General features: G+C 45.9%; 24 protein-coding genes and 2 other annotated features. Of the genes, 2 read left to right on the top strand and 22 right to left on the bottom strand.

The features are described 5' to 3' along the window. Positions 1-241 precede the first annotated feature (241 nt). The 3 genes from pheT to JJQ88_RS06790 form a co-directional block, all read right to left on the bottom strand. A complete protein-coding gene (pheT, locus tag JJQ88_RS06800; protein ID WP_210364974.1) occupies positions 242-2,656 on the bottom strand; it encodes a phenylalanine--tRNA ligase subunit beta in 2,415 nt (804 codons plus the stop codon). A 21-nt stretch (positions 2,657-2,677) separates the two neighbouring features. After that, on the bottom strand, positions 2,678-3,715 hold the full coding sequence (gene pheS, locus JJQ88_RS06795; RefSeq protein WP_210364973.1) for a phenylalanine--tRNA ligase subunit alpha: 1,038 nt from the start codon (positions 3,713-3,715) through the stop codon (positions 2,678-2,680). A gap of 57 nt (positions 3,716-3,772) precedes the next feature. Continuing rightward, positions 3,773-4,016, bottom strand: a binding site (T-box leader). 65 nt (positions 4,017-4,081) lie between these two features. Further along, complete coding sequence (locus JJQ88_RS06790) at positions 4,082-4,837, bottom strand: TrmH family RNA methyltransferase (RefSeq protein ID WP_210364972.1); 756 nt, start codon at positions 4,835-4,837, stop codon at positions 4,082-4,084. 125 nt (positions 4,838-4,962) lie between these two features. Between JJQ88_RS06790 and sspI the strand changes: the two genes are divergently transcribed. Next, complete coding sequence (sspI, locus tag JJQ88_RS06785) at positions 4,963-5,175, top strand: small acid-soluble spore protein SspI (protein ID WP_210364971.1); 213 nt, start codon at positions 4,963-4,965, stop codon at positions 5,173-5,175. Positions 5,176-5,430: 255 nt separating this feature from the next. Here sspI and JJQ88_RS06780 read toward each other — a convergent pair whose 3' ends face one another. Together JJQ88_RS06780 and JJQ88_RS06775 are read right to left on the bottom strand one after the other, a co-directional pair. Then, positions 5,431-6,516 carry a M42 family metallopeptidase gene (locus JJQ88_RS06780; protein WP_210364970.1) on the bottom strand — a complete coding sequence of 362 codons (1,086 nt, stop codon included), beginning with the start codon at positions 6,514-6,516 and terminating at the stop codon, positions 5,431-5,433. Positions 6,517-6,588: 72 nt separating this feature from the next. After that, positions 6,589-7,080: a dUTP diphosphatase gene (locus tag JJQ88_RS06775; protein WP_210364969.1), complete on the bottom strand. Its 492-nt coding sequence runs from the start codon at positions 7,078-7,080 to the stop codon at positions 6,589-6,591. 115 nt (positions 7,081-7,195) lie between these two features. Between JJQ88_RS06775 and JJQ88_RS06770 the strand changes: the two genes are divergently transcribed. Continuing rightward, positions 7,196-7,591 carry a sigma-w pathway protein ysdB gene (locus tag JJQ88_RS06770; RefSeq protein ID WP_210364968.1) on the top strand — a complete coding sequence of 132 codons (396 nt, stop codon included), beginning with the start codon at positions 7,196-7,198 and terminating at the stop codon, positions 7,589-7,591. A gap of 178 nt (positions 7,592-7,769) precedes the next feature. On the opposite strand, the gene JJQ88_RS06765 is transcribed toward JJQ88_RS06770, so the two are convergent. The 17 genes from JJQ88_RS06765 to hflK form a co-directional block, all read right to left on the bottom strand. Continuing rightward, positions 7,770-8,048: a DUF1294 domain-containing protein gene (locus JJQ88_RS06765; protein WP_481748282.1), complete on the bottom strand. Its 279-nt coding sequence runs from the start codon at positions 8,046-8,048 to the stop codon at positions 7,770-7,772. A gap of 60 nt (positions 8,049-8,108) precedes the next feature. Continuing rightward, a complete protein-coding gene (rplT, locus tag JJQ88_RS06760; RefSeq protein ID WP_210364967.1) occupies positions 8,109-8,468 on the bottom strand; it encodes a 50S ribosomal protein L20 in 360 nt (119 codons plus the stop codon). Between the two features lie 35 nt (positions 8,469-8,503). Further along, positions 8,504-8,704, bottom strand: coding sequence for a 50S ribosomal protein L35 (gene rpmI, locus JJQ88_RS06755; protein ID WP_071460336.1), 201 nt, complete (start codon positions 8,702-8,704; stop codon positions 8,504-8,506). 15 nt (positions 8,705-8,719) lie between these two features. Next, positions 8,720-9,241 (bottom strand): translation initiation factor IF-3, encoded by a 522-nt coding sequence (gene infC, locus JJQ88_RS06750; RefSeq protein ID WP_210365016.1) that lies wholly within the window; start codon positions 9,239-9,241, stop codon positions 8,720-8,722. Positions 9,242-9,309: 68 nt separating this feature from the next. Beyond that, positions 9,310-9,440 (bottom strand) — a sequence feature (ribosomal protein L20 leader region). A gap of 276 nt (positions 9,441-9,716) precedes the next feature. Next, positions 9,717-11,648, bottom strand: coding sequence for a threonine--tRNA ligase (thrS, locus tag JJQ88_RS06745; protein WP_210364966.1), 1,932 nt, complete (start codon positions 11,646-11,648; stop codon positions 9,717-9,719). A 359-nt stretch (positions 11,649-12,007) separates the two neighbouring features. Beyond that, positions 12,008-12,883 carry a sporulation protein YtxC gene (ytxC, locus tag JJQ88_RS06740; RefSeq protein ID WP_210364965.1) on the bottom strand — a complete coding sequence of 292 codons (876 nt, stop codon included), beginning with the start codon at positions 12,881-12,883 and terminating at the stop codon, positions 12,008-12,010. Positions 12,884-13,128: 245 nt separating this feature from the next. Then, a complete protein-coding gene (locus JJQ88_RS06735; RefSeq protein WP_210364964.1) occupies positions 13,129-14,523 on the bottom strand; it encodes a replication initiation and membrane attachment family protein in 1,395 nt (464 codons plus the stop codon). Positions 14,524-14,582: 59 nt separating this feature from the next. Next, positions 14,583-15,044: a transcriptional regulator NrdR gene (nrdR, locus tag JJQ88_RS06730; protein WP_210364963.1), complete on the bottom strand. Its 462-nt coding sequence runs from the start codon at positions 15,042-15,044 to the stop codon at positions 14,583-14,585. A 136-nt stretch (positions 15,045-15,180) separates the two neighbouring features. After that, positions 15,181-15,582 (bottom strand): hypothetical protein, encoded by a 402-nt coding sequence (locus JJQ88_RS06725; RefSeq protein ID WP_210364962.1) that lies wholly within the window; start codon positions 15,580-15,582, stop codon positions 15,181-15,183. 223 nt (positions 15,583-15,805) lie between these two features. After that, positions 15,806-16,186 (bottom strand): adenosylmethionine decarboxylase, encoded by a 381-nt coding sequence (gene speD / locus JJQ88_RS06720; RefSeq protein ID WP_210364961.1) that lies wholly within the window; start codon positions 16,184-16,186, stop codon positions 15,806-15,808. A gap of 310 nt (positions 16,187-16,496) precedes the next feature. Beyond that, entirely contained in the window at positions 16,497-17,528 is a 1,032-nt protein-coding gene (locus JJQ88_RS06715) for a glyceraldehyde-3-phosphate dehydrogenase (RefSeq protein ID WP_210364960.1), read from the bottom strand. A gap of 547 nt (positions 17,529-18,075) precedes the next feature. Further along, positions 18,076-18,672 (bottom strand): dephospho-CoA kinase, encoded by a 597-nt coding sequence (gene coaE / locus JJQ88_RS06710; RefSeq protein WP_210364959.1) that lies wholly within the window; start codon positions 18,670-18,672, stop codon positions 18,076-18,078. A gap of 28 nt (positions 18,673-18,700) precedes the next feature. Beyond that, positions 18,701-19,330 (bottom strand): sporulation membrane protein YtaF, encoded by a 630-nt coding sequence (gene ytaF, locus JJQ88_RS06705; protein ID WP_210364958.1) that lies wholly within the window; start codon positions 19,328-19,330, stop codon positions 18,701-18,703. 87 nt (positions 19,331-19,417) lie between these two features. Next, entirely contained in the window at positions 19,418-20,245 is an 828-nt protein-coding gene (gene mutM / locus JJQ88_RS06700) for a DNA-formamidopyrimidine glycosylase (RefSeq protein WP_210364957.1), read from the bottom strand. 19 nt (positions 20,246-20,264) lie between these two features. Beyond that, positions 20,265-22,898: a DNA polymerase I gene (gene polA, locus JJQ88_RS06695; protein ID WP_210364956.1), complete on the bottom strand. Its 2,634-nt coding sequence runs from the start codon at positions 22,896-22,898 to the stop codon at positions 20,265-20,267. Between the two features lie 102 nt (positions 22,899-23,000). Beyond that, positions 23,001-23,936, bottom strand: coding sequence for a protease modulator HflC (gene hflC / locus JJQ88_RS06690; protein ID WP_210364955.1), 936 nt, complete (start codon positions 23,934-23,936; stop codon positions 23,001-23,003). Next, the gene (gene hflK / locus JJQ88_RS06685; protein WP_210364954.1) at positions 23,929-24,897 is read right to left on the bottom strand and encodes an FtsH protease activity modulator HflK; all 969 of its coding nucleotides are present in this window, start codon (positions 24,895-24,897) and stop codon (positions 23,929-23,931) included. Before hflK ends, hflC begins: the two co-directional genes overlap by 8 nt. Positions 24,898-25,310: the final 413 nt, after the last annotated feature.

Here is a 25,310-nt window from a genome sequence, read left to right as displayed (position 1 = left end):
CTGGAATAAGTTCTTTATTTTTTCCAGTTTGCGGGATTGCAACAAAAAATCATCGAATCCATGCGTCTGGGGATGAATTTTAGAATGACTCACTGGATTTATATCCCTAAAAAGCAGTGCGCAGCGGAAAGACGAGTAAAAATATGGAAAATTACCCCCGAAAAAGGGGGCCGAACGAAGCCATCACAAACCCTTTTTAGATATTAAATAAAGGCAGCCCGCGGGCTGCCTTTTTCCTATCTTAACCTCTCAACACTGCTCCGGCTTTTTCTTCAAGTGCCTTAAGCACTTTATTATGGGCTTTTGCAATGTCTTCATCCGTCAATGTCTTGTCTGGATCAAAGTATTTGAGCGAGAAGGCAATCGACTTCTTGCCTGGCTCCATTTTCTCTCCCTCATATAGGTCGAATACCTGTATGTCCTTCAGCAGCTTGCCCCCAGCTTCTGTGATCACCTTTTTCAGGTCACCGGCGGCTGCTTCCTTTTCTACAACTAGCGCGATATCCCTTGTAACCGACGGGAAGCGCGGAATAGGTGTGTACTGCAGCGGAGCGGTTTCTGCCTCAAGGAGTGCTTTCAGCGAAAGTTCAAAAACATAGGTTTCTTTCAAGTCCAATGTCTTCTGGACAGTTGGATGGACTTGGCCGATGAAGCCAATCATCTTTCCATCGAGCAGGATTTCAGCTGTGCGCCCAGGATGCATTCCTTCCATGCCTGCCTTTTGGAAGCCAAGGCGGCTTTCAAGTCCTAGTTTGCCATAAAGACCTTCAACAATCCCTTTTAGGACGTAGAAATCAACTGGCTTTTTCTCTCCTTGCCACGGATGGCTTTCCCAGAGGCCAGTAATTGCCGCGGCAAGATGTTCTCGCTCTTCAGGAAGCTCGTCTCCTCCATTCTTCAGGAACACGGCACCCGTTTCATATACTGCAACACTGTCATTCTGGCGGGCCAGATTGTATTTCAGCACTTCCAGCAGCTGAGGGACGATGCTCAGGCGCAGGATGCTGCGGTCTTCACTCATCGGCATTGCAAGCTCAACAGGCTCTCGATTTTCCAATGCATATTGCGCTGCTTTATCAACGCTTGTGAGTGAATAGGTGACTGCCTGGTAAAGGCCGGCCCCTTCCATGTATCGGCGTACAGTCCGGCGCTTTTTCTGGTACTCAGAAAGATGGCCAGGGGCCGATGCTCCAACGGGCAGGGTTGTCGGCAGATTGTCGTAGCCATAAAGCCGGCCAACTTCTTCGATTAAATCTTCCTCAATCGTGATATCGCCACGGCGTGTTGGAACTGTCACGGTAATTGTATCGTGATCCACCGCTGTTTCGAATTGCAGGCGGGCAAAAATTTCTTCGACCTGCTTCATTTCCAGTTCAGTTCCCAAAATCTTGTTGATTTTTCCTAGCGTTACAGATACAGTTGCCGGCTGGATATGAAGTGAATCAGCTTCAACCGTTCCGCCAAGCACTTCACCGCCTGCTAGCTGGATCATCAGTTCAGCGGCACGTTCTGCAGCAGGGCGGACTCTTGCCGGGTCAACGCCTTTTTCGTATCTTGCACTTGCTTCGCTTCTCAATCCATGGTCCCTGGATGCTTTGCGGATCGCGCCGCCCGTGAAATAAGCTGATTCCAGCAATACGGTTGTCGTATCGCTGTCCACCTCGGAATTTGCTCCGCCCATTACGCCTGCGAGGGCAACCGGTGATGAACCGTTCGTGATGACGAGATGTTCAGGCGTCAGTGGCCGTTTCACATCATCAAGCGTTTCGATCACTTCGCCATCGTTCGCGCGGCGGACAAGGATTTCCTTGGAGCCGAGTTTGTTGTAATCGAACGCATGAAGCGGCTGGCCATATTCCAGCAGAATATAATTGGTGATATCCACAATATTGTTGTGCGGGCGGATGCCAGCCGCAATCAGCCTTGTTTGCATCCAAAGCGGTGACTGGCCTACCTTGACGTTCTTGATCACCTTCGCAACGTATAACGGATTGTCTTCTTTCGCCTCCACTGTCAACTTGATATAGTCTCCTGCCTGCTCGGATGAGGTTTCCGGCTTAGGTTTTGGAAGGTTGACATTTTTCCCGAGAATCGCGCCGACTTCGTAAGCAACACCGAGCATGCTCAAACAATCTGCCCGGTTGGGAGTAAGCCCAAGCTCAAGCACTTCATCATCGCGATTCAGGAGCGCAAGGGCATCCTGGCCGATTTCCGTATCACCTGGGAACACGAAAATCCCTTCCGCATATTCCTTTGGAGCAAGCTTTCCTTCGATTCCGAGTTCCTGAAGCGAACAGATCATCCCGTTCGATTCTTCACCGCGAAGCTTCGCCTTCTTGATCTTGAAATTCCCAGGCAGGACAGCTCCAACTGTGGCCACGGCTACCTTTTGTCCTTTTGCGACATTCGGCGCGCCGCAAATGATTTGCACGGGATCCCCATTGCCAAGATCGACAAGTGTCTTGTTCAGCTTTTCCGCATTAGGGTGCTTTTCGCATTCGATGACGTGGCCGACGACCACCCCGCTCAAGCCTTCGTCTAATTTGTCTACTCCTTCAACCTCTATGCCGCTTTTCGTGATTTTCTCTGCTAGTTCCTCCGCGGGGTTGCCTGAGAGATCCACGTATTCCTGCAGCCATTTATATGATACCAACATGGTTATGTGCCCTCCTCGTCATTATTCCTGGATTGAAAATTGCTTTAAGAACCGGATATCATTCGTGTAGAAGTGTCGGATATCGTCGACACCGTACTTCAGCATCGCAATTCGCTCCGGCCCCATTCCGAATGCGAATCCGGTGTATTTCTTGGAGTCATATCCTGCCATTTCAAGGACATTCGGGTGAACCATCCCAGCTCCGAGGATTTCGATCCAGCCAGTTCCTTTGCAGACACTGCAGCCTGATCCACTGCAAATTTTACAGGAAATATCCATTTCTACGGATGGTTCGGTGAATGGGAAGAAGCTAGGGCGCAGCCTGATCTCGCGGTCCTCGCCGAACATTTTCTTCGCAAATACCTCAAGTGTCCCCTTAAGGTCGCTCAAGCGGATATTTTCATCGACGACAAGGCCTTCGATTTGCATGAACTGATGGGAATGGGTAGCGTCATCGTTATCGCGGCGGTATACCTTGCCAGGGCAGATGATTTTGACTGGACCTTTTCCCTGGTGCTTTTCCATCGTCCTTGCCTGTACTGGGGAAGTATGAGTCCTCATCAGTGTTTCTTCAGAGATATAGAATGAATCCTGCATATCGCGAGCTGGGTGTCCCTTGGGAAGGTTAAGAGCTTCGAAGTTGTAGTAATCCTTCTCTACCTCAGGGCCTTCTTCCACTGAATATCCCATGCCGATGAAAAGATCCTCAATCTCTTCGATAATGCTTGTAAGCGGATGGTGGTTCCCTGACTTCACAGGCCTTCCCGGAAGCGTGACATCAATCTGTTCGGCAGCCAGCTGTTTTTGGACTGCTGCTTCTTCGAGATCTTTTTGCCTCGCTTCGATTTCTCCGGAAATCGCATCGCGGACTTCATTCGCGAGCGCGCCCATCTTTGGCCTTTCTTCAGGGGACAGCTTGCCCATTCCCTTCAGCACTTCAGTGATCGGACCCTTTTTCCCAAGATAGGAAACACGAATCTCATTCAATTCTTTTAGGTCAGCAGCAGCAGCTACTTTTTCAAGCGCTTCCGCCTGCAGTTCTTTCAATCGATCCTGCATTGTAGATCCTCCTTCTTTTCCACATGTTTTTTGCACACAAAAAGACCTCATCCCGGGTAAAGGGACGAGGTCTGGTTTCGCGGTACCACCCTTTTTAACAGGCGATACGATTATGTATCACTTGTTCGCTTCATTGTGATAACGGCATGTGCCGGTGCATCTTTACGCTCTGAGGGAGCGGTCCCGATGCCAACTCAGGAGGTGAACTTCGCTTGGCTGTTCCATAAAAATGCTTCCAGTCATTGGCATTCTCTCCCTTGATGGCCAGTTTCAAGCTACTTTTCTCCGTCATCGTCTTTAAATATTATTTTTACTCTTTATTATAATCTAAACTACAGTCAGTATCAAATCATTTTCGATAAAAACCTATTTTCCGGTTTTCAAAAAATAAAGCAAAATTCCAGCCGCAACTGCGACATTCAGAGATTCGCTTTTCCCATAAATCGGAATATAGAGGTTATGGGTTGTCTGCTCAAGCAAATTCTTATTAACCCCGCTTCCTTCATTGCCGACAATCAGGGCGAATGCAGTTCCATGCTCGGCCTCTGTAAAAGAAACGCCGTTTTCCAGGGCAGTTCCATATACGGGGATGTTTTTCGCAGCCAGTTGTTCCATCCATGCGAACAGGTCCCCTGCAAGGACAGGAAGATGAAAATGGCTTCCTTGAGCTGAACGCAATACTTTCGGATTGTAAATATCGACGCTTCCTTTTCCGACCACCACCGCATCGATTCCCGCCGCATCGGCCGTCCGAATCATCGTTCCAAGATTCCCAGGGTCCTGGACGGAGTCAATCAGCAATAACGTCTTCCAATCCTGTTCCAAATAGTCCGGCTGGCGGCATACAGCGAATACCCCCTGCGTGGTTTCCGTTTCGGCAAGCTGCCGGCTGATTTCTTCTGTCACGATTGTAACCGGGATATCACCGTAATCCCAGCCTGGCGGCAATTCCGCTTTTTCGCTTAAAATGATTTCTCCCAAGTCATCTTTTCTAGAAAGAGCTTCTTCGACAAGGTGGAATCCTTCAACCAGGAAAGTACCAGTCTTATCCCGCTCCTTTCGTATCTTCAGCTTCTTCCATTGCTTGACCTGTGGATTTTTATCAGAGTGAATGTACTTCAACACCGGCAACTCCTTTTTTTTTGCAATTCAATTTTCTTATTATAGCGTGAAACGGATACATAATAAAACCTAAATAGTCCATCCTATTAGCAGGAATGGAATTTTGAAAGGAGCATGTGTGAACGATGAATCTAAACCTTCGGAAGGCAATCCTATCAAACGTTAGCGGAAATACCCAGCAAGAATTAAGAGAAACGATCGTTGACGCGATTGAAAATGGCGAAGAAAAAATGCTTCCTGGCCTGGGAGTGTTATTTGAAATCATCTGGCGTAATGCTTCTGAAGATGAAAAGGACGAAATGCTGACAGTCCTCGAGGCTGGACTGAATGGCGGCTGAGAATTCTCTGGACTTCCGGATTTCCCCCGGGAGTTCTTTCATTGTACGCAGGTTGTTGAAGCGAATTCACAATCCAATGCTACCTGAACTTTCCCCCTTAGGCTCCCCAACCATCATAGAGTAGATAAGCTGAAGAAAATCCACCTATTGGGTGGGGTTATTCAGGAGAATCCATCCTTTTTCATCAAAAAAAGAAAGGGACTGTCAAAAGATCAAAAATTAATGACCTTTTGGGACAGCCTCCCTTCTTATAAATTATTCGTAAGTAATTTTATCAACTGTTTCTTTATCCAGTCGTTTAATGACTTCAACAATCAGCTTTACCGCGTTTTCATAATCATCGCGGTGCAGCATCGCTGCATGTGAATGGATATAGCGGGTCGCGATGGTGATCGATAATGCGGGAACGCCTCTATGCGTCAAATGGATGGAACCTGAATCTGTTCCGCCCCCAGGGACTGCGTCAAACTGGTATGGGATGTTCAATTCATCGGCCAAGTCTGTCACGAAGTCACGCAAGCCTTTATGGGATACCATTGAGGCATCATAAATGATGATTTGCGGGCCATCGCCCATTTTGCTCAATGCTTCTTTTTCCGTTACGCCTGGAGTATCGCCCGCGATGCCAACATCAACGCCGAACGCAATGTCAGGTTCGATCATTTGCGCGGAGGTTTTCGCGCCGCGGAGGCCGACTTCCTCCTGTACGGTACCGACACCGTACACAACGTTCGGGTGCTCGGCATCCTTCAATTGCTTCAGGACATCGATTGCGATTGCACAGCCAATCCGGTTATCCCACGCTTTTGCAAGCAGCATTTTTTCATTGTTCATGACGGTGAATTCAAAGTAAGGAACGACCATATCGCCAGGACGCACCCCCCATTCTTTCGCTTCGTCACGGCTTGAAGCACCGATATCGATGAACATATCCTTGATGTCAACCGGCTTCTTGCGGGCTTCGGCTGGAAGGATATGAGGCGGTTTTGAACCGATCACTCCAGTGATTTCCCCATTGCGTGTCACAACCGTCACTCGCTGTGCGAGCATGACCTGTGACCACCATCCCCCAACTGTCTGGAAGCGAAGGAATCCTTTGTCATCAATGCTGGTGACCATGAATCCGACCTCATCCAGGTGGCCTGCGACCATGATCTTCGGTCCATTTTCATTTCCGACTTTCTTTGCGACAAGGCTGCCAAGTCCGTCAGTTGTCACCTCGTCAGCAAATGGTGTTATGTATTTTTTCATTACTTCCCTCGGCTCACGCTCATTGCCGGGAATGCCTTTAGCATCTGTTAAGTCTTTCAGCATGGTCAGTGTTTCATCTAATTTTGCCATTATTTCGACTCCCTCAATATGTAGTTTCGTTCCCATTATACAAGATTTTCTGGTAGCGCACAAAAAATTCTGTTAATATCCATTTTTCTGCCGATCATAATTCACTTCATTTTTTTCAATATATGCCTGTTCAATTTCCGAGTCTTTCAGCCCAAGGATTTCAGCCAGTTCCAAATAGTGTTTGAAAAGATGCTGATAGTCCTCTTTCGACCTGCTCGACCTAAATCTTTGGATCGCTGCATACACCTCAAGAAACTGGCTGCTCGCATCCATCCCAGCGGGTACTTCATTCGTAATTTCCTTAATTCCATCAAATCCTGCTTCGATTCCCAGCGAAAGAATGAAATGGATCCCATCAACAAATTCCTCAAGGATGATTGTTTTTTCCGAAGAAGGCTTCATACTCCAAAACTTGAAGCATCGTGTTTCGTTCGCCAGCTCCCCGGCTTCCACAAGCAGAGCAAGCACTTTTCGGTCGAACAAATCCTCTCCAGCCAGCCCATGCAGTGATTGAATGTGGCTGTCCAGCTCTTTTTGCATCATAAAAAGCTTTTCTGTCTTCATGTTTCCTCCTTAATCCCCATGTATTTATAAAAATTATAAATCAATCGGGATTTTGATGAAACTATTTTGGGACTGGTCCGTAAAATAAGGAAAGTACGTATATGGAGGGCCAGACATGATCCTGCTGTTTCGTTTGATTATCTTACTGTTATTTATCTTCATCATATATAGTGCAGTTAAATATTTGTTCCATCCGAAAAGGAAGCTTGAGCTAGCGCATGAAAAAAAGCAGTATTACTTTCTGGATGAAAAGGATAATGTTCGCAAGAATTTTCTTCTGACCTATAAGGGCGTTTTATTTGAGGGGGAAAAGTATTTGGGGACTACGCCATCAGCGTTTGAGGTCGTTTCAATCTTCATCTGGCCGCGGAAAACTTCTGCCTTGAAAGGCCTTGTTTTCGAGGATTTCCAATTCATTGAACGAAAGATTCGTGAAGATTATCCAGTAGCGAAAATCGACTGGAAAAGTCCTGTCAAGGAATTCATGGAAAAAAACACTCCGGAACAATAAGGGCAATCATTGCCTCGATCGGGCATTTGCCAGTATTACGGAAACTTCTGACATTGGATAGATGTCCGGAATAAAGGGAATCATTTACAGTGCAGCCATTGCCGCACATCTGAAAAAACCCCATCCACCCTATTCATTGAGACTTTATTGCAAAAAACGCCCGAACCGGGCGTTTATTTTATGCTGAAAGCTTGTATAAAAGGTAAATGAACATGGCTGTTTCCATGACAGCAAGGACCGGGAACCCATATTTGAACTGGGGATGCTTCGTCTTATGCCGGTAATGGTTCATCCCAACTGACGCTCCCAGGGCCCCGCCAAAAGCAGCCACCATCCAGAGCGTCTTTTCTTCTATTCTATAAAGATTCTTCCGTGCCCGGCGCTTGTCTGCCCCCATGATAAAATAGCCTCCGGCATTCATGAGCACCCAAACTCCAACCAATCCCCACATCCGCATATTTTCAGTCTCCCCTGGATAAGAAAAAACCACCCTCAGGCGAGAATGGTCCGTCCTTCATTACTTATTGAATTGCTTTTTTGCTGTTTCTGCAAGCTGGGCAAATGCGTTCGCATCGCTTACAGCCAGTTCAGCAAGCATCTTACGGTTTACTTCGATGCCTGCAAGCTTCAAGCCGTGCATCATACGGCTGTAAGAAAGACCGTTCATGCGTGCTGCTGCGTTAATACGCGCAATCCAAAGCTTGCGGAAATCGCGCTTCTTCTGGCGACGATCGCGGTATGCATACATCAGGGACTTCATGACTTGCTGGTTAGCAACTTTGTATAATGTATGTTTGGAACCGAAATAACCTTTTGCTAATTTGATGACTTTTTTACGACGCTTGCGCGTAACTGTACCGCCTTTTACACGTGGCATGTAAATTCCCTCCTATATAAATCGATCGCTCGAGTTTACTTAATGTTGTCTAACAAATGACGGATGCGCTTGAAATCACCTTTTGATACAAGTGATGATTTGCGAAGCTTGCGCTTTGCTTTTGTAGATTTATTCGCGAATAAGTGACTAGTATAAGCGTGTGAACGCTTCAGTTTACCAGATCCAGTTTTCTTGAAGCGCTTTGCAGCGCCGCGGTGTGTTTTCATTTTTGGCATTGGTATTCCTCCTCGTTACTTGTCGTTTTTGGGTGCAAGGACCAGGAACATGCTTCGGCCGTCCATTCTTGGTGATGATTCGACTGTTGCTACTTCAGCGCAAGCAGTGGCGAATCGGTCCAGTACACGTTGTCCGATCTCTTTATGGGTAATCGCACGTCCTTTGAACCGGATCGATGCTTTAACCTTGTCACCTTTTTCCAGGAACTTGATGGCATTGCGGAGCTTTGTGTTAAAGTCGTGCTCATCAATTGTCGGGCTAAGGCGCACTTCTTTGGTCGTGATCGTCTTTTGGTTCTTGCGTGCTTCCTTTTCCTTCTTTTGCTGTTCGAACTTGAACTTTCCGTAGTCCATGATCCGGCCTACAGGGGGCTTCGCATTCGGTGCAACAAGAACAAGATCAAGATTAACGCGCGCTGCGATTTCAAGCGCTTCAGCTTTAGTTTTGATTCCTAACTGCTCGCCATTTTGGTCAATGAGACGAATTTCGCGAGCTCGAATTCCTTCGTTTAATAACATCGCGTCTTTGCTAATAATTAGCCACCTCCAGGGTTTATTGAATACATTTCCAGGGGAAGAAGTCTGTCGCTGCGTTCACTTTTTCTGCAATAAAAAATGTGCGGGCGAACACACCCACACATACGAAAACAAATTAAAAATCAGTCGTTTTACGCAATACCTGCCAACAACACGTATGCGTCAGCCAGGTGAGAAGCGGGTGCTTCTTCTTTCCTAAAAAACTGTATTCAGTTCACTCTTGCTAATATAACACAAAGGTGTTGATGTGTCAAACGTATCACTTGCCTTAACTGCAACGTATTGTATTTTATCAAATTGACTTCAAGCCTGCAATACTTTTTCTTAAAATATTTTATGCCAGCGAATCGCTGCTCGTTTGCTTTAAGTAAATATAATAAAGGCAGTTTTCGTAAACTTTGATGCTTTTTGAGTTCAGCATTTATTCATGTAGGCAACTGCAAAAAGGGAAAAGCCTTAGGCTTCTCCCTTTTGCTTATTTTTTCGCTTCCTTCCTAAAGGACTCCAGGAAGTCATCGAATGGAACTGTTTCAGATTTTTGTTCCCCATACTTGCGCACGTTGACCGCATTCTCTGCGACTTCGTTGTCGCCGACCACAAGCATGTAAGGGATTTTCTGCATTTGCGCTTCTCGGATTTTATAGCCGATCTTCTCATCCCGGCCATCGATTTCCACCCGGAAACCTTGAGCTTTTAGCTGATCCTGAATTTTTCTCGCATAGTCATAATGGACTGAAGGAGAAACCGGGATTACCTGTGCCTGGACTGGTGCCAGCCAAGTCGGGAACGCCCCCTTGTACTCTTCAATCAGGAAGGCAACGAATCTCTCCATTGTCGAAACGACTCCGCGGTGAATGACGACTGGGCGGTGATGTTTTCCGTCTTCGCCGATATAAGTCAGATCGAAACGTTCTGGAAGCAGGAAGTCAAGCTGGACAGTGGATAGAGTCTCCTCTTTTCCAAGCGCTGTCTTGACCTGGACATCAAGCTTAGGGCCATAGAACGCTGCTTCGCCATCTGCTTCGAAGTACTCAAGGCCCATTTCATCCATCGCTTCCTTCAGCATGGATTGTGCCTTTTCCCACATCTGGTCATCATCGAAATATTTTTCTTTATCCTCTGGATCGCGGTAAGAAAGACGGAAAGAATAATCATCCATTCCGAAATCCTTGTAGACTTCGAGAACAAGCTGGACAACCCGTTTGAATTCTTCCTTGATTTGATCAGGGCGGACAAAGATATGCGCGTCATTCAGGGTCATGCCGCGGACACGTTGCAGTCCCGCAAGCGCACCGGACATTTCATAACGGTGCATCGTTCCAAGTTCCGCGATGCGGATAGGCAGCTCCCTGTAGCTGTGGATGCTGTTCTTGTACACCATCATATGGTGCGGGCAATTCATCGGGCGAAGCACAAGCTGTTCATTATCCATTTCCATTACCGGAAACATATTTTCCTGGTAGTGATCCCAGTGCCCTGAAGTTTTGTACAAGTCTACGCTTCCCATTACCGGAGTGTAGACATGGTCATAACCGAGGCTGACTTCCTTGTCGACGATATAGCGTTCGATGATACGGCGGATCGTCGCTCCTTTTGGCAACCATAGCGGCAGGCCCTGCCCGACCTTCTGGGAATTAGTGAATAGGTTCAATTCCTTCCCAAGCTTGCGGTGGTCACGCTCTTTCGCTTCCTCAAGCAGCCTCAAGTGCTCCTTCAAATCTTCTTTCTTGAAAAAAGCGGTGCCATAAATACGCTGAAGCATCTTGTTGTCGCTGTCCCCGCGCCAGTATGCTCCGGCAATACTCAGCAATTTAAATTCCTTGAGTTTGCCTGTAGATGGTACATGAACTCCGCGGCAAAGATCGACGAATTCCCCTTGCTCATAAAGAGTGACGGTTTCATCGGCAGGAATCGCTTCGATCAATTCCAGCTTGTATTCATCCCCGATTTTTTTGAATAGATTAATTGCTTCTTCGCGGCTTACCTCTTTGCGGACGATTTCTAGGTTTTCACTGACGATTCTCGCCATCTCTTTTTCAATGGCCGGCAAATCTTCAGGGGACAGGGCATGATCCATGTCCATATCATAGTAGAAGCCGCCTTCAATCACGGGACCTACTCCCAATTTGACGTCTTTATACAGCCTCTTGATTGCCTGTGCCATGAGGTGTGCTGTACTGTGGCGCAAGATCTCGAGTGCTTCGGGATGGTCAGGGGTGACGATTTCGATAGACGCATCCTCTGCGATCGGCCTTCGCAAATCGTACGGCTTGCCATTCACCATCCCGGCAATGGCTTTCTTCTTAAGCCCCGGGCTGATCGAACTGGCAATGTCTTCTGTTGTGGTGCCAGCCGGGAACTCCTTCACTGCTCCATCTGGAAAAGAAATCTTTAACATGTCTGCCATTGGCTTTTCCTCCTTTTAAGATAGCGTATGATCCATACGCGAAAAAATAAAAAAACCCGCCCCTGAAACAGGGACGAGTTTGCATACACGTGGTTCCACCCAATTTTCCATTTTCAGCAGTAAAGCAAAAAATGGCTCTGGTTGAGATAACGGCTGCTGCCGCCAGCCAATACTTGCCGGAGGGCGTTCAAAGCTGGTGTTCAGAGGCGGTAAGCTTGTCTCTAGTGCTAGGAAGGTTTCAGCCTTGCCTTCCCTCTCTGTGAACCTTTCAAGATTGCCCGTGTCCTCATCATTACATTTGCTTGATTCTGTTAGTATGTACGTAATTATAGATTGTAATGTAATGAAAATCAAGTGGGCTATTGCACATTTCTGTTGTCCTGCCCAGTGATGGCCAATCTTTCCTCATGGAACGAAACCAGGGATTTCGTTTGGACCCTCTCTTCGAAAATATTGAGGATCGTCCTCACCAGCGGCTGCTGAAGATCATCGGTGTATAGATAAATGGTTTCTGGAGCGATTGAAAGCAGTGGGGCAATGGTCAGGGAATCGACATAGACGGGATGATTGACAAGAAGCTTGCGGTCGATTGTTTTAAAGAGTTCACCCCTTGTCATCTCGTCAAAGCGGCTGTTGAAAAACCCTGTTGTTTCTTCGATAACAAGATGCAAGTGCCGCATTTGCGGTCTTCTTCCCGCCAGGAAATCCCTGAGGGTCTGGATGAACACCTGATATTCCTGTTCCATCTTATATTCATCAATCGCCACTTCAATCCATCGCGATAGCTGATCAACGTACGATTTTAAGCGAAACATCACAAAAGAATCAAAAGAAAAGGAGATTCTCTTGGCAAAAATTTGGTCTATCGCCCCTTTGATCTCTCCATCTGTGCCCGGCCCTTCTATGAAGGGAAGGAGTTCCGACCTGTTCCCCTCCAAAACTGAATAGATAATATCCATGATTTGATTCTGTTCTTCTATTTCTGTGTAAAAGTAGGATTCCCTTAAAATTGAACGCAGCCATTCATCCCTCTTCATTGTTGTAATGAAAACAAAAAAGCAATTTTTGATTTCATCCAGCCTGCAGTCATCGAACATTCGTCCGGGAATGCATACTCTATTTCGATCTTCAATAAGAAGAATTGATTGGCTCTCACACCAGGAAACCATGCTTTTAATAAAGTGCTGGTATAGATTCACGGCATCCTGTCTTTTTTGGAAGATGATTTCAATCAACCATATCCCCCCTCTATATAATTCCTGTATATATATATGGGGGTCCTGGACAATTTAGAAGCATCTAAACAACGACCACGGCTGGCTATAAAGAGGAGGGCAGGCTTACACAGGAACATCCTCGGCACTGGGGATAAATTGCTTTATTACCTTCCGGAATAGGCCGGTTATCAGTCCAAAAGAGCGGGATTAATTATGTAAAAATAAAACATGCCTCAACGCAATGGCTGGGCATGTCATTAAAATCATAGATCCGATTTGAATTTTTCAAGCTCCTCTTCAAGCTTCCTGATTTCAGCTTCTGTATCTTCTGTTTGTCTTTCAAGCTTATTCGGAGTCTTCTTGCTCAGCCAGTCCGGATGTGTTTCTTTGCTTGCAGGCTTCTGCTTCCCTTTCGATACTGATTGATGCTTGCTCTCTGCCCAGCCAAGATACTGGCGATGTTCATTTTTTGCGAGCTCCATCGCTTCTTTGACAGTTGTGATCTTTTTTCTCGCCCAATGGCTGGCAATCTTCTCTATGTATCCTTTAGCAAGCTTCATATCTGTCTTTAGCATGACATACTGTACAAGGACATTGACCACGCCCGGCAAGAGTTTCTGTTTGAACATCACCTCTTCGATGATCTGCAAATCCGATTTGGATGGCTCCGCCCCACCCGAAAGATCAATCAAGAGTTGTCGGGGTGATGTCTTTTCGAAATACTGAATAAGCTCCTCTTCTTTCGTTCTTGGTTTCCCGATGCCTGTATTGAACTGTGCAGGCTGGATCCGGTCCATAAGGGCGGGGAGCTGGTCCTGGTATTCAAACTGATACCAATCCCTCGCGGCCTTCCGCAGCTCCTCAATATCGATTTCACTCCCAGAGTTAACTGCGCTCAAGACAAGGTTTTTCATTGTCAATGCGTCAATGCCATAAAGAAAGGCGAGGTTGCTTACAGCTTCCCTTACCTTCTTCGTGAACGCACTTTTCGGAATCAGCGAATCATTCAATCCACCTATGAGCACATCGAAGTTGAATTCCGAAGAATCGATTTGGATTGTTTGTGCATTCCCCCTGCCGATGAAAGCCATTCCTGCTTCCGCATCCAAGTCATCAGCCGAATAGGCATTATGCTTAAGGGTGTCAGGCGAAGCTGAAATGAAAACATCCTGGAATGCCTTCGTTATTTCCCGATACCCTGGATCGGCCATCGGAGACCTGTCGCTGAAAAACCGTTTAAGACGCAAGAACTGGTTCCTGCCAACCTTGCGATATAAATAAATGTTCAAAAGTCCGTCAAGGAAAAAACTTTCCGGCGTGAGGGGGGGCTGCAATTCATACATGAACGCCCTGCGTCCCTCTTCATTTTTCACCAATGTCTTCAAGAGGCCGATACCCTCAAGCTTGAGACGCGCCTGGTAAATTTCTTTCAGGTTCATATCCATGATGTTCATTAAATGATGATGGGTCACAGGCTCGGACCAAAGGCGGTTTTCTTCCAGTTCTGCCCATAAGGTCATGTACAAGCTTAAACAGGCCGGACCGATCAGTGGCTGGTATAAAAAAGTCAGCACCTTTCGATCATACTCATGCAATAGTCCGCCAGAAGCGACAATATATTGGTCTACTGGCAATGTTTCCTGCCAATGCTGGGACATATGACAGCCTCCTTTCCGAACGGTTCGTGAAAAAAGAGCCGAAGTTCCCTTCAGCTCCTTCAGGACTGCTCTTTCTTTATAAGTTCTTTTAATTCATCAATAAATACATTAATATCCTTGAATTGGCGATAGACGGATGCAAACCGTACATAGGCTACTTCATCGACACTCGCCAGCCGATCCATCACCATTTCACCAATCGCTTCGCTTTTAACTTCCGATATTCCCTGGCTCCGAAGCTCCTTTTCAACCTCTGAGGTGATTTCCTCAAGCTGGCTTAAAGCTACCGGGCGTTTCTCGCAGGCTTTAATCAGGCCGCGGAGGAGCTTTTCACGGTTAAACTCTTCACGTGTCCCTTCTTTTTTGACGACAATCAAAGGAATCTCTTCCACTTTTTCAAATGTTGTGAATCGAAAACCGCACGCTTCGCATTCACGACGGCGGCGAATTGACCGACTATCATCAACCGGCCTTGAATCAAGAACACGTGTGGAATTGTTTTGGCAAGTTGGACATTTCATATCGATCAGCTCCAAGTGGTTTGGAATGGGCATCATGATGCCTTGCAGTTGAATATTAGAACTGGATAATGACTTTCGCAAACATTCAGTCCCTATGTATTATCTTATAAAAAGAATGGAGTCTGGACAAGGGAAACTATTCATTTCCGTTGATGCCGGATCCGATAAAAGGAAGGGATTGATCCAGTTTTTGGTAAAAATAGAGTATTTCCTTTTTCAGGAGAGGATTAATGCCTGCCAGGGAAAACCTTTCTGTTGAAATATGAAGGTCTACCGCTGTTTCAAAAGGCTTTGTCATCACAACAGTAACAGTCATGAAAGAAGCAGACCTGCCGATTTCTGCCGATATTTCCCCGTGTTCCTTTGAAATGCTTGAAATTTTCCCCGAAGGATCGTCCTTTAGCAGCTGTTCGACTGTCTGGAACACCTGATTGAAGCTTGCCTTATAATATCGTGTCTTCAACCGCTCGTCCCGATGTTTCTCAGCCGTACCGCAGAATTTCTGGTAACGCAAAGAGATTTCTTTGAAAAAAGACATGAAACATCCTCCTGCATCCAACAATATAGTTACAGTATACCGTATTTTCATTTCAGAGAAAGCTCAAGGCATCCGCTTGATGGAAAAAATCAGCCTTGCTGTACTTATCCTTGACCGAAAACATTTTGCGGCGGCATCGAAACTTCTTCCAGCTGGATGTATTCTTCCCTGTATTAAAAAAGAGGTGTATCTCTACACCTCCTGTAAGCTATCTATGATTCAGTTATAGAGCTTTGGCTTGTGCCTGTTTCACATGCACAGGACCCATTCCGCGCGGAAGTTCGATATTCTCGCGAGTTTGAGCGCCAAGGGCTTCCGCAATATAATCAGCGGCAACGTTAGGATTAAGATCACCGCATGTATAAACATCAATGCTGGCGTATCCATGTTCCGGGAAGCTGTGAATCGTTAAATGGGACTCAGAAATGATGACAACACCACTAACTCCTTGAGGAGCAAATTTGTGGAATGCCACCTCGCGAATTTCAGCACCTGATTCCAATGCTGCTGCAACGAAAGTTTGTTCAATATAATCCATATCATTTAACTTTTCAAAATCGCATCCCCAAAGTTCAGAAATCACATGACGACCCATCGTTTCCATATTCAATTTCCCCCTTAACAGTAATAAAATGAAATTCTTATTTTCAATGGTATCTTAACTACCACGGGGGAAAGTTAGTCCAGAGAGGTCCTAACCCTTTAAGTAGCCAATTGGTACCGTTATTAAGAAGTTCACGTTGACTAGTATACTTGGTTTATATTTTTTTTGCAACACAGTCTTTTAAATTTTTTCTGTGTTTTTCTGATGGGTTTTCCAGGTCGGAAATCGCTTTGAATCAAGCGATTTCCGTATAAAACGGAACAGGAAAAAAGCTTGCCGGAAATCCGGCAAGCTTATCTTTATAAATCAATCATCCGACTTTAACAGTCGCTGAGTTTGACATCTCATTGGCAACATGCTTTGCGAGATCAACAACCCTGCATGAATAACCCCATTCATTGTCATACCAGGCGAGCACCTTGACTTTTTTCGCTCCGATCACCATTGTGGACAGGCCATCGATGATTGCTGAATGCTCATTGGTGTTGAAATCAATCGAAACAAGCGGTTCAGTCGTGATATCAAGGATACCGTTGAGCTTTCCATTCGCGGCAGAATAGAATGCTTCGTTCACTTCATCGACTGTCACTTCACGCTTAAGGTCCACAACAAGGTCCACAAGTGAAACGTTTGGTGTCGGAACCCTCAGCGCCATTCCATGAAGTTTTCCTTTCAATTCAGGAAGCACAAGCGATAACGCTTTGGCTGCTCCGGTTGAAGTCGGAATGATGGATTGGCCGCAAGAACGTGCCCTGCGCAAATCCTTATGTGGATTGTCGATATTATTCTGGTCGTTCGTATAGGCATGCACAGTCGTCATCAACCCATTTTCGATGCCAAAGGCGTCGTTAAGCACCTTGGCTACCGGAGCCAGACAGTTCGTTGTACAGGAAGCATTCGAAATCACATCATGCACTTCTACATTTAATGCGCTTTCATTTACGCCCATCACAACAGTGATGTCTTCCTCTTTGCCTGGCGCAGTCAGAATAACCTTCTTCGCACCTGCTTCAAGATGAAGGGCAGCCTTGTCACGTGAATTGAATTTGCCAGTCGCTTCGATGACAAGATCGATGTCGAGCTCCTCCCATGGAAGCTCAGCAGGATTGCGGTTGCTTAGCAGCTTTACCGTCTTTCCATTAACAATCAGTGAATCATCCGCTGCAATGACTTCACCAGCAAATTGACCATGATTTGAGTCATATTTTATTAAATGCGCCAGTGTTTCAGCTGGATAACTCGCATTGATTGCAACTATTTCAAGGTTGTTATCAAGAATGGCCCTTCTGAAAACCATTCTGCCGATTCTCCCAAAACCGTTAATTGCTATTCTCGCCTTCATTGTATGGCCCCTTCCGAATTAATGTTATACTTAATAACCCCTTTGTATGGTATTAGTATAACATATTAATTTTTATTTGCGACCACCAAATGTATACATTTTTAATATAAAAAAATTCAGAAAACGAAGGCGTTAAAATGCAATTCCATGGACGTGCATTGTTGGAACCGGAGCAATACATGTCACCTGCATGTTACCTATCAGACAATTGTTCCAGTGAGTCTCTGGACACAAGAGAGAAAAAGTACGAATGCTTTAAGGGCTTTTAAAGCCCTATTGAATGCCTGGTTGGCGTTCCTAGCCGCATAGAGGAAAAGTGTGGAGCTGTCGGCAAATTCCATACCGGGCATGTATCGGATTAAACAGTCAAAAAAAAGAGCCCGCAGGCCCTTTATTATCCATCACCTGAATCAACTTCCGGCAAATCGGGAAAATCCAGCTTCCTCAACCATTACAGCGGGGCAATGGTGCTATACGAGAGGCTCAAGAACAGCCAAAAGCCTGTCGTTTATATGCCGCTTTCCGATTGTTAAAGCCTTTTTCTTGTTTAAATACCCCATTTTTTAAAAATGTCCATCAGCTGTTGCTTGGTCTGGTCGATAGTCCCGCTGTTGTCAATGACTGCATCAGCCAGCTCGATCTTGTCCCTTAGCGGCATTTGCGAGCGGATCCTTGCCGATGCTTCTTCTTCACTTAATCCGTTGCGGTTAATGAGTCTTTGAAGCTGCATCGCATCATCAACATAAACAAGAATGATTTTTTCAACAAGACCGGTAAGCTTGCTTTCAAAAAGCAACGGAATGTCCATGACGATGACTGGTTCGCCGGCAGCTTCTGCACATTTCCGCTTCTCCGCCATCCTTTCCCTAACTGCTGGATGGACAATTGAATTAAGAAGCTTTCTTTTATCCTCATCATTGAAGACAATCGCTCCCAATTTCGGCCGGTCGATCGCGCCGTTTTCTTCCAGGATCGATTGCCCAAAATGCCTGACAATTTCCTCATAAGCTTTTTCGCCGGGCTCTACGGCATGCCTGGCTTCTAAGTCAGCATCGATGACCACGATGCCAAGTTCCTTGATCATCGCTGACACCGTGCTTTTACCGCTCGCAATTCCCCCGGTCAATCCTATTACTAGTGACATTCCTGCATGATCCCCTTCAAACGTTTTTTTAAAGTTTCAATACTCCAATGATGATCAGCAAAATTCCTGGTAAGAATGAAAACCTCTGGACCCAGCCGTTTCCGGAAAAATAACTGCCCATTTTCATCCCTGCAAAAACGAAAACTGAACTCATGGCCGTTACGGTCATCGCCAAATGCAAGGAGGAAAAACCAAGCATGGCTGCTCCAATTCCTGCCCCGAACGCATCCAATGACAAGGCGAGGCCGAGCATGACGGCTTCGATTCCATTGATCGTGCCTGATCGGTCAAAATCCGCCGACATTGGCTTCTTCAAAATGTTGATTACAATCCCAAGTGACTTTATTTCAAAATTCAGGATCATTTTTTCATGAAGCAATTCCCCTTTATCCTCGCGGAAAAACTGGTAAAGAATCATACCGCCAAGAATGATCAAAACAGTGCCGCCTAAGTGTTCCGCAGTCTCGGGCGATAAAAATGCGTCAATAATATGGCCAACCATCATCGCAGCCACCAGGACGACTGCAGAGCATGCCGCAATCACTATAATCGACTTTACCGGGATTTTCATACGCCTGAGCCCATAAGTCAATCCTACACTGAAACCGTCAAGGCTGACTGCGAATGCAAGCAAAAGCAGTGAGATTGTCTGTGCCATATAGCTGAGCTCCTTCCTGTCAATCGCTACGTTAGTATATGGAAGGAGCCTAGTTATGGTGAGAAACCAAAAGCTATTTGTTATGGGTCACAGTTGCTGACAAGATGGGCAAAAATGTGTGCCCCTACCCCCTACCACTGTCTTTTGCAAAGGGGTGCCGCAGATCTTGCATGGTTCTCCCTTGCGGCCGTATACAAAAAGCTGCAGCTGGAACATACCGATCTGGCCCTGAGAATTCACATAAGATCGGATGGTGCTGCCTCCTTTTTCAACCGCTTCAGACAAGGTGTTGACAATTTCCTTGAAAAGCACTTCTTCCTCTTCCCTGGAAAGGGAATTCGCTAACCGCTCCGGGTGGATTTTTGCCCTGAACAAGGCTTCATCAACATAGATATTGCCAAGCCCGACAAGGATTTTCTGATCAAGAAGGGCTGGCTTGATCTTCCTGGTCGTCCTTTTCAGCTTGGCCGAAAGCCATTCAATAGAAAATTGATCTGAGAAAGGTTCCGGTCCTAAATCAGCCAGTGGCTGTATTTCAAATTCCTTTCCCTTTTCGTAAAGATGCATGGTCCCAAATTTCCTGACATCCTTGTACCTTAATTCTGTCCCATCTGTGAAATGGAAGATTACATGTGTATGCTTGTCCACAGGGTCATCGGATTTAAAAAGGCCGTATTTGCCTTCCATCCTTAAATGGGATACAAGAGCCAATTTTTCTGTATAAAAGATCAAGAATTTCCCTCGTCTGCCGATTTCCTGTAAATGCTGGCCCTTTAAGGCGTCACTGAACTGGCCCGTCTCTTCAGGCCGTTTGATCATTTTCGGCCAGGTTATCGTAACATCATTGATTTGTTTTCCCACTGCAAGCACTTCTAACGTTCTTCTTACGGTTTCTACCTCTGGAAGCTCAGGCATGAAATTCCTCCTTTCTGCCTTACTTTGCGTCGTACCATGTAGGACCGTAAGAGAAATCCACTTTCAGCGGAACTTTCAATTCTATGGCATGCTCCATGACATCCGGTACGATTTCAATTAGTTTTTCGATTTCGCTTTCAGGTGCCTCAAAAATCAATTCGTCATGCACCTGAAGGAGCAGCCTTGCCTTCAGTCCTTCTTCTTTCAGCCTGTCGGCCATTTCAATCATCGCTTTTTTGATGATATCCGCAGCGCTGCCCTGTATCGGCGTGTTCATTGCTGTCCTTTCCGCAAAACTGCGTAAATTGAAGTTCCTGCTTGTAATTTCCGGGAGATATCTCCGGCGGTGCAGCAATGTCTCTACATAGCCTTTTTGCTTGGCGTCCTTGACGATTTCTTCCATATAATCCTTTACGCCTGGATAGCTTTCAAGATAACGGTCGATAAATTCTCCAGCTTCCTTGCGTGTGATTCCCAGGCTTTGCGACAGCCCGTAGTCGCTGATTCCATAGACAATCCCGAAATTAACAGCCTTGGCATGGCGCCGCATATTCGAAGTGACTTCATCTTTCCCGGCCTTGAATACCTCCATCGCTGTCTTTGTATGGATATCCATGTCATTCCTGAAGGCGTCAATCAGCTTTTCATCCCCTGCGATATGGGCGAGGACCCGCAGTTCGATTTGCGAATAGTCGGCTGCGAACATGACCCAGTCTTTTTCCGAAGGAACGAATGCCTGGCGTATTTTCCGTCCTTCTTCAAGGCGGATTGGGATATTTTGAAGGTTCGGGTCTGTCGAACTCAGTCTTCCGGTTTGTGTCAATGCCTGGTTGAATCTTGTGTGGACTTTCTCCGTCTTTTTATTGACGACTTTTTGCAGTCCCTCTATATACGTGGACTGCAATTTTCCCAACTGGCGGTATTGCAGGATTTCTTCAATGATTTGGTGTTTTGGCGCAAGCTTTTCCAGGACATCCGCAGACGTTGAATAGCCAGTTTTCGTTTTCTTGACCGGGGGCAAACCCAGCTTTTCAAACAGGATCACTCCAAGCTGCTTCGGGGAGTTGATATTGAAATGTTCCCCGGCTGACTCAAAAATCTTTGCTTCTATTTCTGCAAGCCTGGCGCGGATTTCTTCCCCCATTTTTGCAAGCCTGCCCAGATCCAGCTTCACACCTACGTATTCCATTTCGGCCAGGACTTTCGATAACGGCATTTCCAGGCTGTTGAAAAGCTTGAACTGGTCATTTTCCCATAATTCTTTTTCCAGTTTTTCCTTAAGGAGCCCCAGAACAGCCGCCTTCCTGACCAGGTGCTCTCCAAGTACCTTATTTTCCGGAATCGTCCGTTTCGCTCCTTTTCCGTACACTGCCTCATCTGCCCGGACGTCCGTAAAGCCATGCTGCTTTGCAATCACTGTGAGATTGTCGGCTGATTCAGAGGGGTTGATGATGTAGGAGGCAAGCGCCACATCGAAACCAGCTCCCCGTAGATGGATACCGTGATGCCTTAATGTGACCTCAGAACGCTTTGCGTCGTAAACGGTTTTCTTTTTCGTCCCATCTTCTGCCCACTTCCGAAAGGCTTCTGATTCAAGGGCGCTTTTAACCGGGAGATAATAACTGCCATTCTCATTGACCAGTGCGAAACCGATGATATCTGCATAGTGATAGTTATCCTCAAGGACTTCCACATAGAAGGAGCCCTCTTGGGTGAAAATCTCTTCCTTGATCTCATCTGTTTGAGTAAAGTCGATTTCATCAAGCTCAATAGGTTCTCCAGCTACTGCAGCGCCGCCTATTTTTTCTAAAAGGGAATTGAAGCCAAGTTCCTTGAATATCTTGAAGACCTCCTCCTGCCGGAAGCCTTCATAATGCAGTTCGTCAAGGGAGACTTCGACAGGAGCTTCTCGTGTGATGGTCGCCAGTTCCTTGCTCATCACTGCCTGGTCTTTGAACTCTGAAAGCTTTTCCTGAAGCTTTTTCCCGCTTACTTGATCGATGGATTGCAGCAGGTTCTCCAGAGTCCCGTATTCCTTCAGTAGTTTGATGGCCGTTTTTTCACCAACGCCAGGCACCCCTGGTATGTTATCGGATGAGTCACCCATTAACCCCTTCATATCGATGATCTGCTTTGCAGTCAGGCCGTATTTTTCCTGAATGTGACTAGGGGTATATTCCTCGATATCCGTGATGCCTTTCCTCGTGATGTTCACCGTAGTCTTGTCCGAGCTTAACTGTGTAAGGTCCTTGTCGCCGGAAATGACCTTGGTTTCAAAGCCTGCTTTCTCGGCAGCCAGACTCAGTGTCCCGATGATGTCATCGGCTTCGTAGTTTTCGAGTTCGTATTGGGCGATCCCATATGCCCTGAGAAGTTCACGGATGAATGGAAACTGTTCCGAAAGTTCTGGAGGAGTCTTTTGTCTGCCCCCCTTATATTCGCTGAAAGTTTTATGCCTGAAGGTCGTCTTGCCGGCGTCGAAGGCAACCAGCATATGTGTCGGCTTCTCCTCTTCAAGTATTTTCATCAGCATCATCGTGAAGCCGTACACTGCATTCGTATGTACTCCCTTGTCATTGTTCAAAAGCGGAAGTGCAAAAAAAGCGCGGTATGCAATACTATTTCCGTCTATCAAAACAAGTTTTTTAGACATGTAACTCCTCCCGAAAGAAAAAAATAAGACCATTAAATTACTTCCTATTTTATCATGATTGATAATAGAAAGAAAAATAACGGTCCTAATGCTTTTCGTTTATTACTCAGTATAGCCCATCAGCATTCTTGCGTATGGTGAATCCGATGGAAGGACAAGAACGGTTTCGCCATTGATTGTCTTTTTATAGGATTCAAGCGTACGGAACATCGAGAAGAACTGCGGATCTTTGGAAAAAGATTGGTTATAGATTTTGGCCGCTTCCCCTTCCCCTTCACCCCGGATCAATTCTGCTTCTGCCCAAGCCTTTGACAGGATTTCCTTCACTTCCCGGTCAGTTTGGGCTATGACCCTGTTCTTTTCGGCATCCCCCATGGAAAGGTATTCCTGGGCTTTTGATTCACGTTCCGAAATCATTCTCGTGAACACGGACTTCTCATTTTCAGCAGGCAGGTCTGTTCTCTTCATCCGGACATCCGTTACAGTTACGCCATAATTCCCATTTGCCAGTAATTCATTCACTTTCTCTGTGACACGGTCATTCAAGGAGCCTCTGGATGATTTTTCATCATTGATGATTTCATCATAGTCCAGTTGGCCAAGCTCCGAACGGACAACGGAATAGATGAATTCCTCCATGCGTGATTCTGCTCCTTCAAGCGTCCTGGCGTTCGAAATCATTTTTTTCGGGTCTTCGATCCTCCAGATTGCATAGTTGTCGATCAAAATTCTTTTCTTATCCTTTGTATTGATTTCGGCCTGGGAGACATCATAGGTCAGCTGGTATTTAGGCAGCGAACTGACGCTTTGGACGAAAGGCACTTTGTAATTGAGGCCAGGTTTATCGATAATCCTGACAACCTCGCCGAACTGGCGGATCACTTTGTACTCACCCTGCTTCACGATAAAGACATTGGTAACAATGAAGACAATGATGAAGATCAGGATGATGAGGAACAGACCAAACTTCGTATATTTCCTCCAATTGAACGAACCTCCCGAACGATCCTTCAGGTTAATTACATTTTTATCAGTCATTATTCTTCTCACTGCCTTCCTTCTCTGACTTCGGCTTTTCTGTCTCTAGCGGGCGAATCGGGAAATACTTCATGGTATTGCCGTCATCATTCATGATATAAATTTCTGTTCCTGGGAGCACTTGCTCCAGCGTCTCGATAACAAGACGCTGCCTTGTGATTTCAGGATTCTGCTTGTATTCCGTATATAGCTTATTAAAAACAGCGACATCCCCTCGCGCCCGCTCGATCCTAGATGCTCTTTCACCTTCAGCCCTTGATTTCAATGCATCTTTTTCACCCTGGGCTTCATTCAGCTGTTTGTTCCGGTATTTTTTCGCTTCATTTATTTTCGTATTCATCGTTTCCCGCGCATCCGTTACATCTGTGAATGCCTTCCGCACTTCTTTATTCGGAAGCTCGACATCCTGTAGCTTGACTCCCACCACAGAAATGCCCATATCATATTTTTCGATGAGCGTTGAAAGAAGGTCACGAACTTCTCCTTCGATTTCTGCTTTGCCTGATGTCAATGCATCGTCAATTTTCGAGCTGCCAATAATGCTCCTTACTGATGCGGAGGTCGCATCATAAAGGATTTCCCTCGGATTATCTGCGTTATATAAGTACTTGGCAGGCTCAGTGATTTTCCACTGGACAACAAGGTCTGCCAGAACAATGTTCTCATCACCAGTGATCATTTTTGTCTCATCCGGGAAATCACGGATGTCTTCCCCCTTTTGGTCATAGCCGAACTGAAGGCTGAACGTTTCTTTCGATAGCTTTTCAACGCTCTGGATCGGCCAAGGGAGCTTGAAATGCAAACCAGGCGTACTGATTCCATCTTCTACTTTCCCGAAAGTCAGGATGACCGCCTGTTCCGATTCATCAACTGTATACCATGTCGTAAAAACCAACAGGCCCGCGGCGATTGCAAGAACAGCAATCCCGACACTTATGTAAACCTTCTTCAAACTCACCATATTCCTTCCCCTCTTTCTATCCTTCTGTATATGGATAATTTTACGTTAAAATGGGAGGAAAAGTTTCAAAATATTTCATTTTGTTTACAAAATAATCTCCAAAGCGGAAAAAGACGCAAGCGGGGTATGCTTGCGTCTCTTTCATTGCTCCTTGGATGAAGGGGTTTTCACTAATGATTGTAGCAACAGAGTGTTAAGACAAAATAAATCGGCTGTTAAGGTATTGTAAATTTAAGATATTTTTCCTTAATTCTCCCGGTTTACCCAATTAGTGCAGATTCCACACTCCTATCATCATGTGATCTGCCGGCCACAACAGGATACCCTTATGAGAGCAGTTTATCCATTGATGCCGCTTCCTGTAAGGTATTGTAAAAAGCGAGTCAAGAAAAGAAAAGCATCCGGTTCTATAG

The organism is Bacillus sp. REN3 (assembly GCF_017912555.1).
In the GTDB taxonomy this organism is placed as follows: Bacteria; Bacillota; Bacilli; order Bacillales; family Cytobacillaceae; genus Mesobacillus.
This window is presented reverse-complemented; position numbering and strand designations above follow the sequence as displayed.

Coding starts and splice junctions, on each gene's coding strand:
- speD (WP_210364961.1), bottom strand. CDS start 16,186: ATGGAAACGATGGGTCGTCATGTGATTTCTGAACTTTGGGGATGCGAT.
- pheT (WP_210364974.1), bottom strand. CDS start 2,656: ATGTTGGTATCATATAAATGGCTGCAGGAATACGTGGATCTCTCAGGC.
- JJQ88_RS06770 (WP_210364968.1), top strand. CDS start 7,196: ATGATCCTGCTGTTTCGTTTGATTATCTTACTGTTATTTATCTTCATC.
- hflC (WP_210364955.1), bottom strand. CDS start 23,936: ATGACTGATAAAAATGTAATTAACCTGAAGGATCGTTCGGGAGGTTCG.
- mutM (WP_210364957.1), bottom strand. CDS start 20,245: ATGCCTGAGCTTCCAGAGGTAGAAACCGTAAGAAGAACGTTAGAAGTG.
- rpmI (WP_071460336.1), bottom strand. CDS start 8,704: ATGCCAAAAATGAAAACACACCGCGGCGCTGCAAAGCGCTTCAAGAAA.
- thrS (WP_210364966.1), bottom strand. CDS start 11,648: ATGGCAGACATGTTAAAGATTTCTTTTCCAGATGGAGCAGTGAAGGAG.
- JJQ88_RS06725 (WP_210364962.1), bottom strand. CDS start 15,582: ATGTCTTTTTTCAAAGAAATCTCTTTGCGTTACCAGAAATTCTGCGGT.
- rplT (WP_210364967.1), bottom strand. CDS start 8,468: ATGCCACGTGTAAAAGGCGGTACAGTTACGCGCAAGCGTCGTAAAAAA.
- JJQ88_RS06775 (WP_210364969.1), bottom strand. CDS start 7,080: ATGAAGACAGAAAAGCTTTTTATGATGCAAAAAGAGCTGGACAGCCAC.
- hflK (WP_210364954.1), bottom strand. CDS start 24,897: ATGGTGAGTTTGAAGAAGGTTTACATAAGTGTCGGGATTGCTGTTCTT.
- JJQ88_RS06780 (WP_210364970.1), bottom strand. CDS start 6,516: ATGGCAAAATTAGATGAAACACTGACCATGCTGAAAGACTTAACAGAT.
- pheS (WP_210364973.1), bottom strand. CDS start 3,715: ATGCAGGATCGATTGAAAGAACTGCAGGCGGAAGCGCTTGAAAAAGTA.
- polA (WP_210364956.1), bottom strand. CDS start 22,898: ATGTCTAAAAAACTTGTTTTGATAGACGGAAATAGTATTGCATACCGC.
- sspI (WP_210364971.1), top strand. CDS start 4,963: ATGAATCTAAACCTTCGGAAGGCAATCCTATCAAACGTTAGCGGAAAT.
- JJQ88_RS06765 (WP_481748282.1), bottom strand. CDS start 8,048: ATGCGGATGTGGGGATTGGTTGGAGTTTGGGTGCTCATGAATGCCGGA.
- coaE (WP_210364959.1), bottom strand. CDS start 18,672: ATGTCACTAGTAATAGGATTGACCGGGGGAATTGCGAGCGGTAAAAGC.
- ytaF (WP_210364958.1), bottom strand. CDS start 19,330: ATGGCACAGACAATCTCACTGCTTTTGCTTGCATTCGCAGTCAGCCTT.
- nrdR (WP_210364963.1), bottom strand. CDS start 15,044: ATGAAATGTCCAACTTGCCAAAACAATTCCACACGTGTTCTTGATTCA.
- JJQ88_RS06715 (WP_210364960.1), bottom strand. CDS start 17,528: ATGAAGGCGAGAATAGCAATTAACGGTTTTGGGAGAATCGGCAGAATG.
- JJQ88_RS06735 (WP_210364964.1), bottom strand. CDS start 14,523: ATGTCCCAGCATTGGCAGGAAACATTGCCAGTAGACCAATATATTGTC.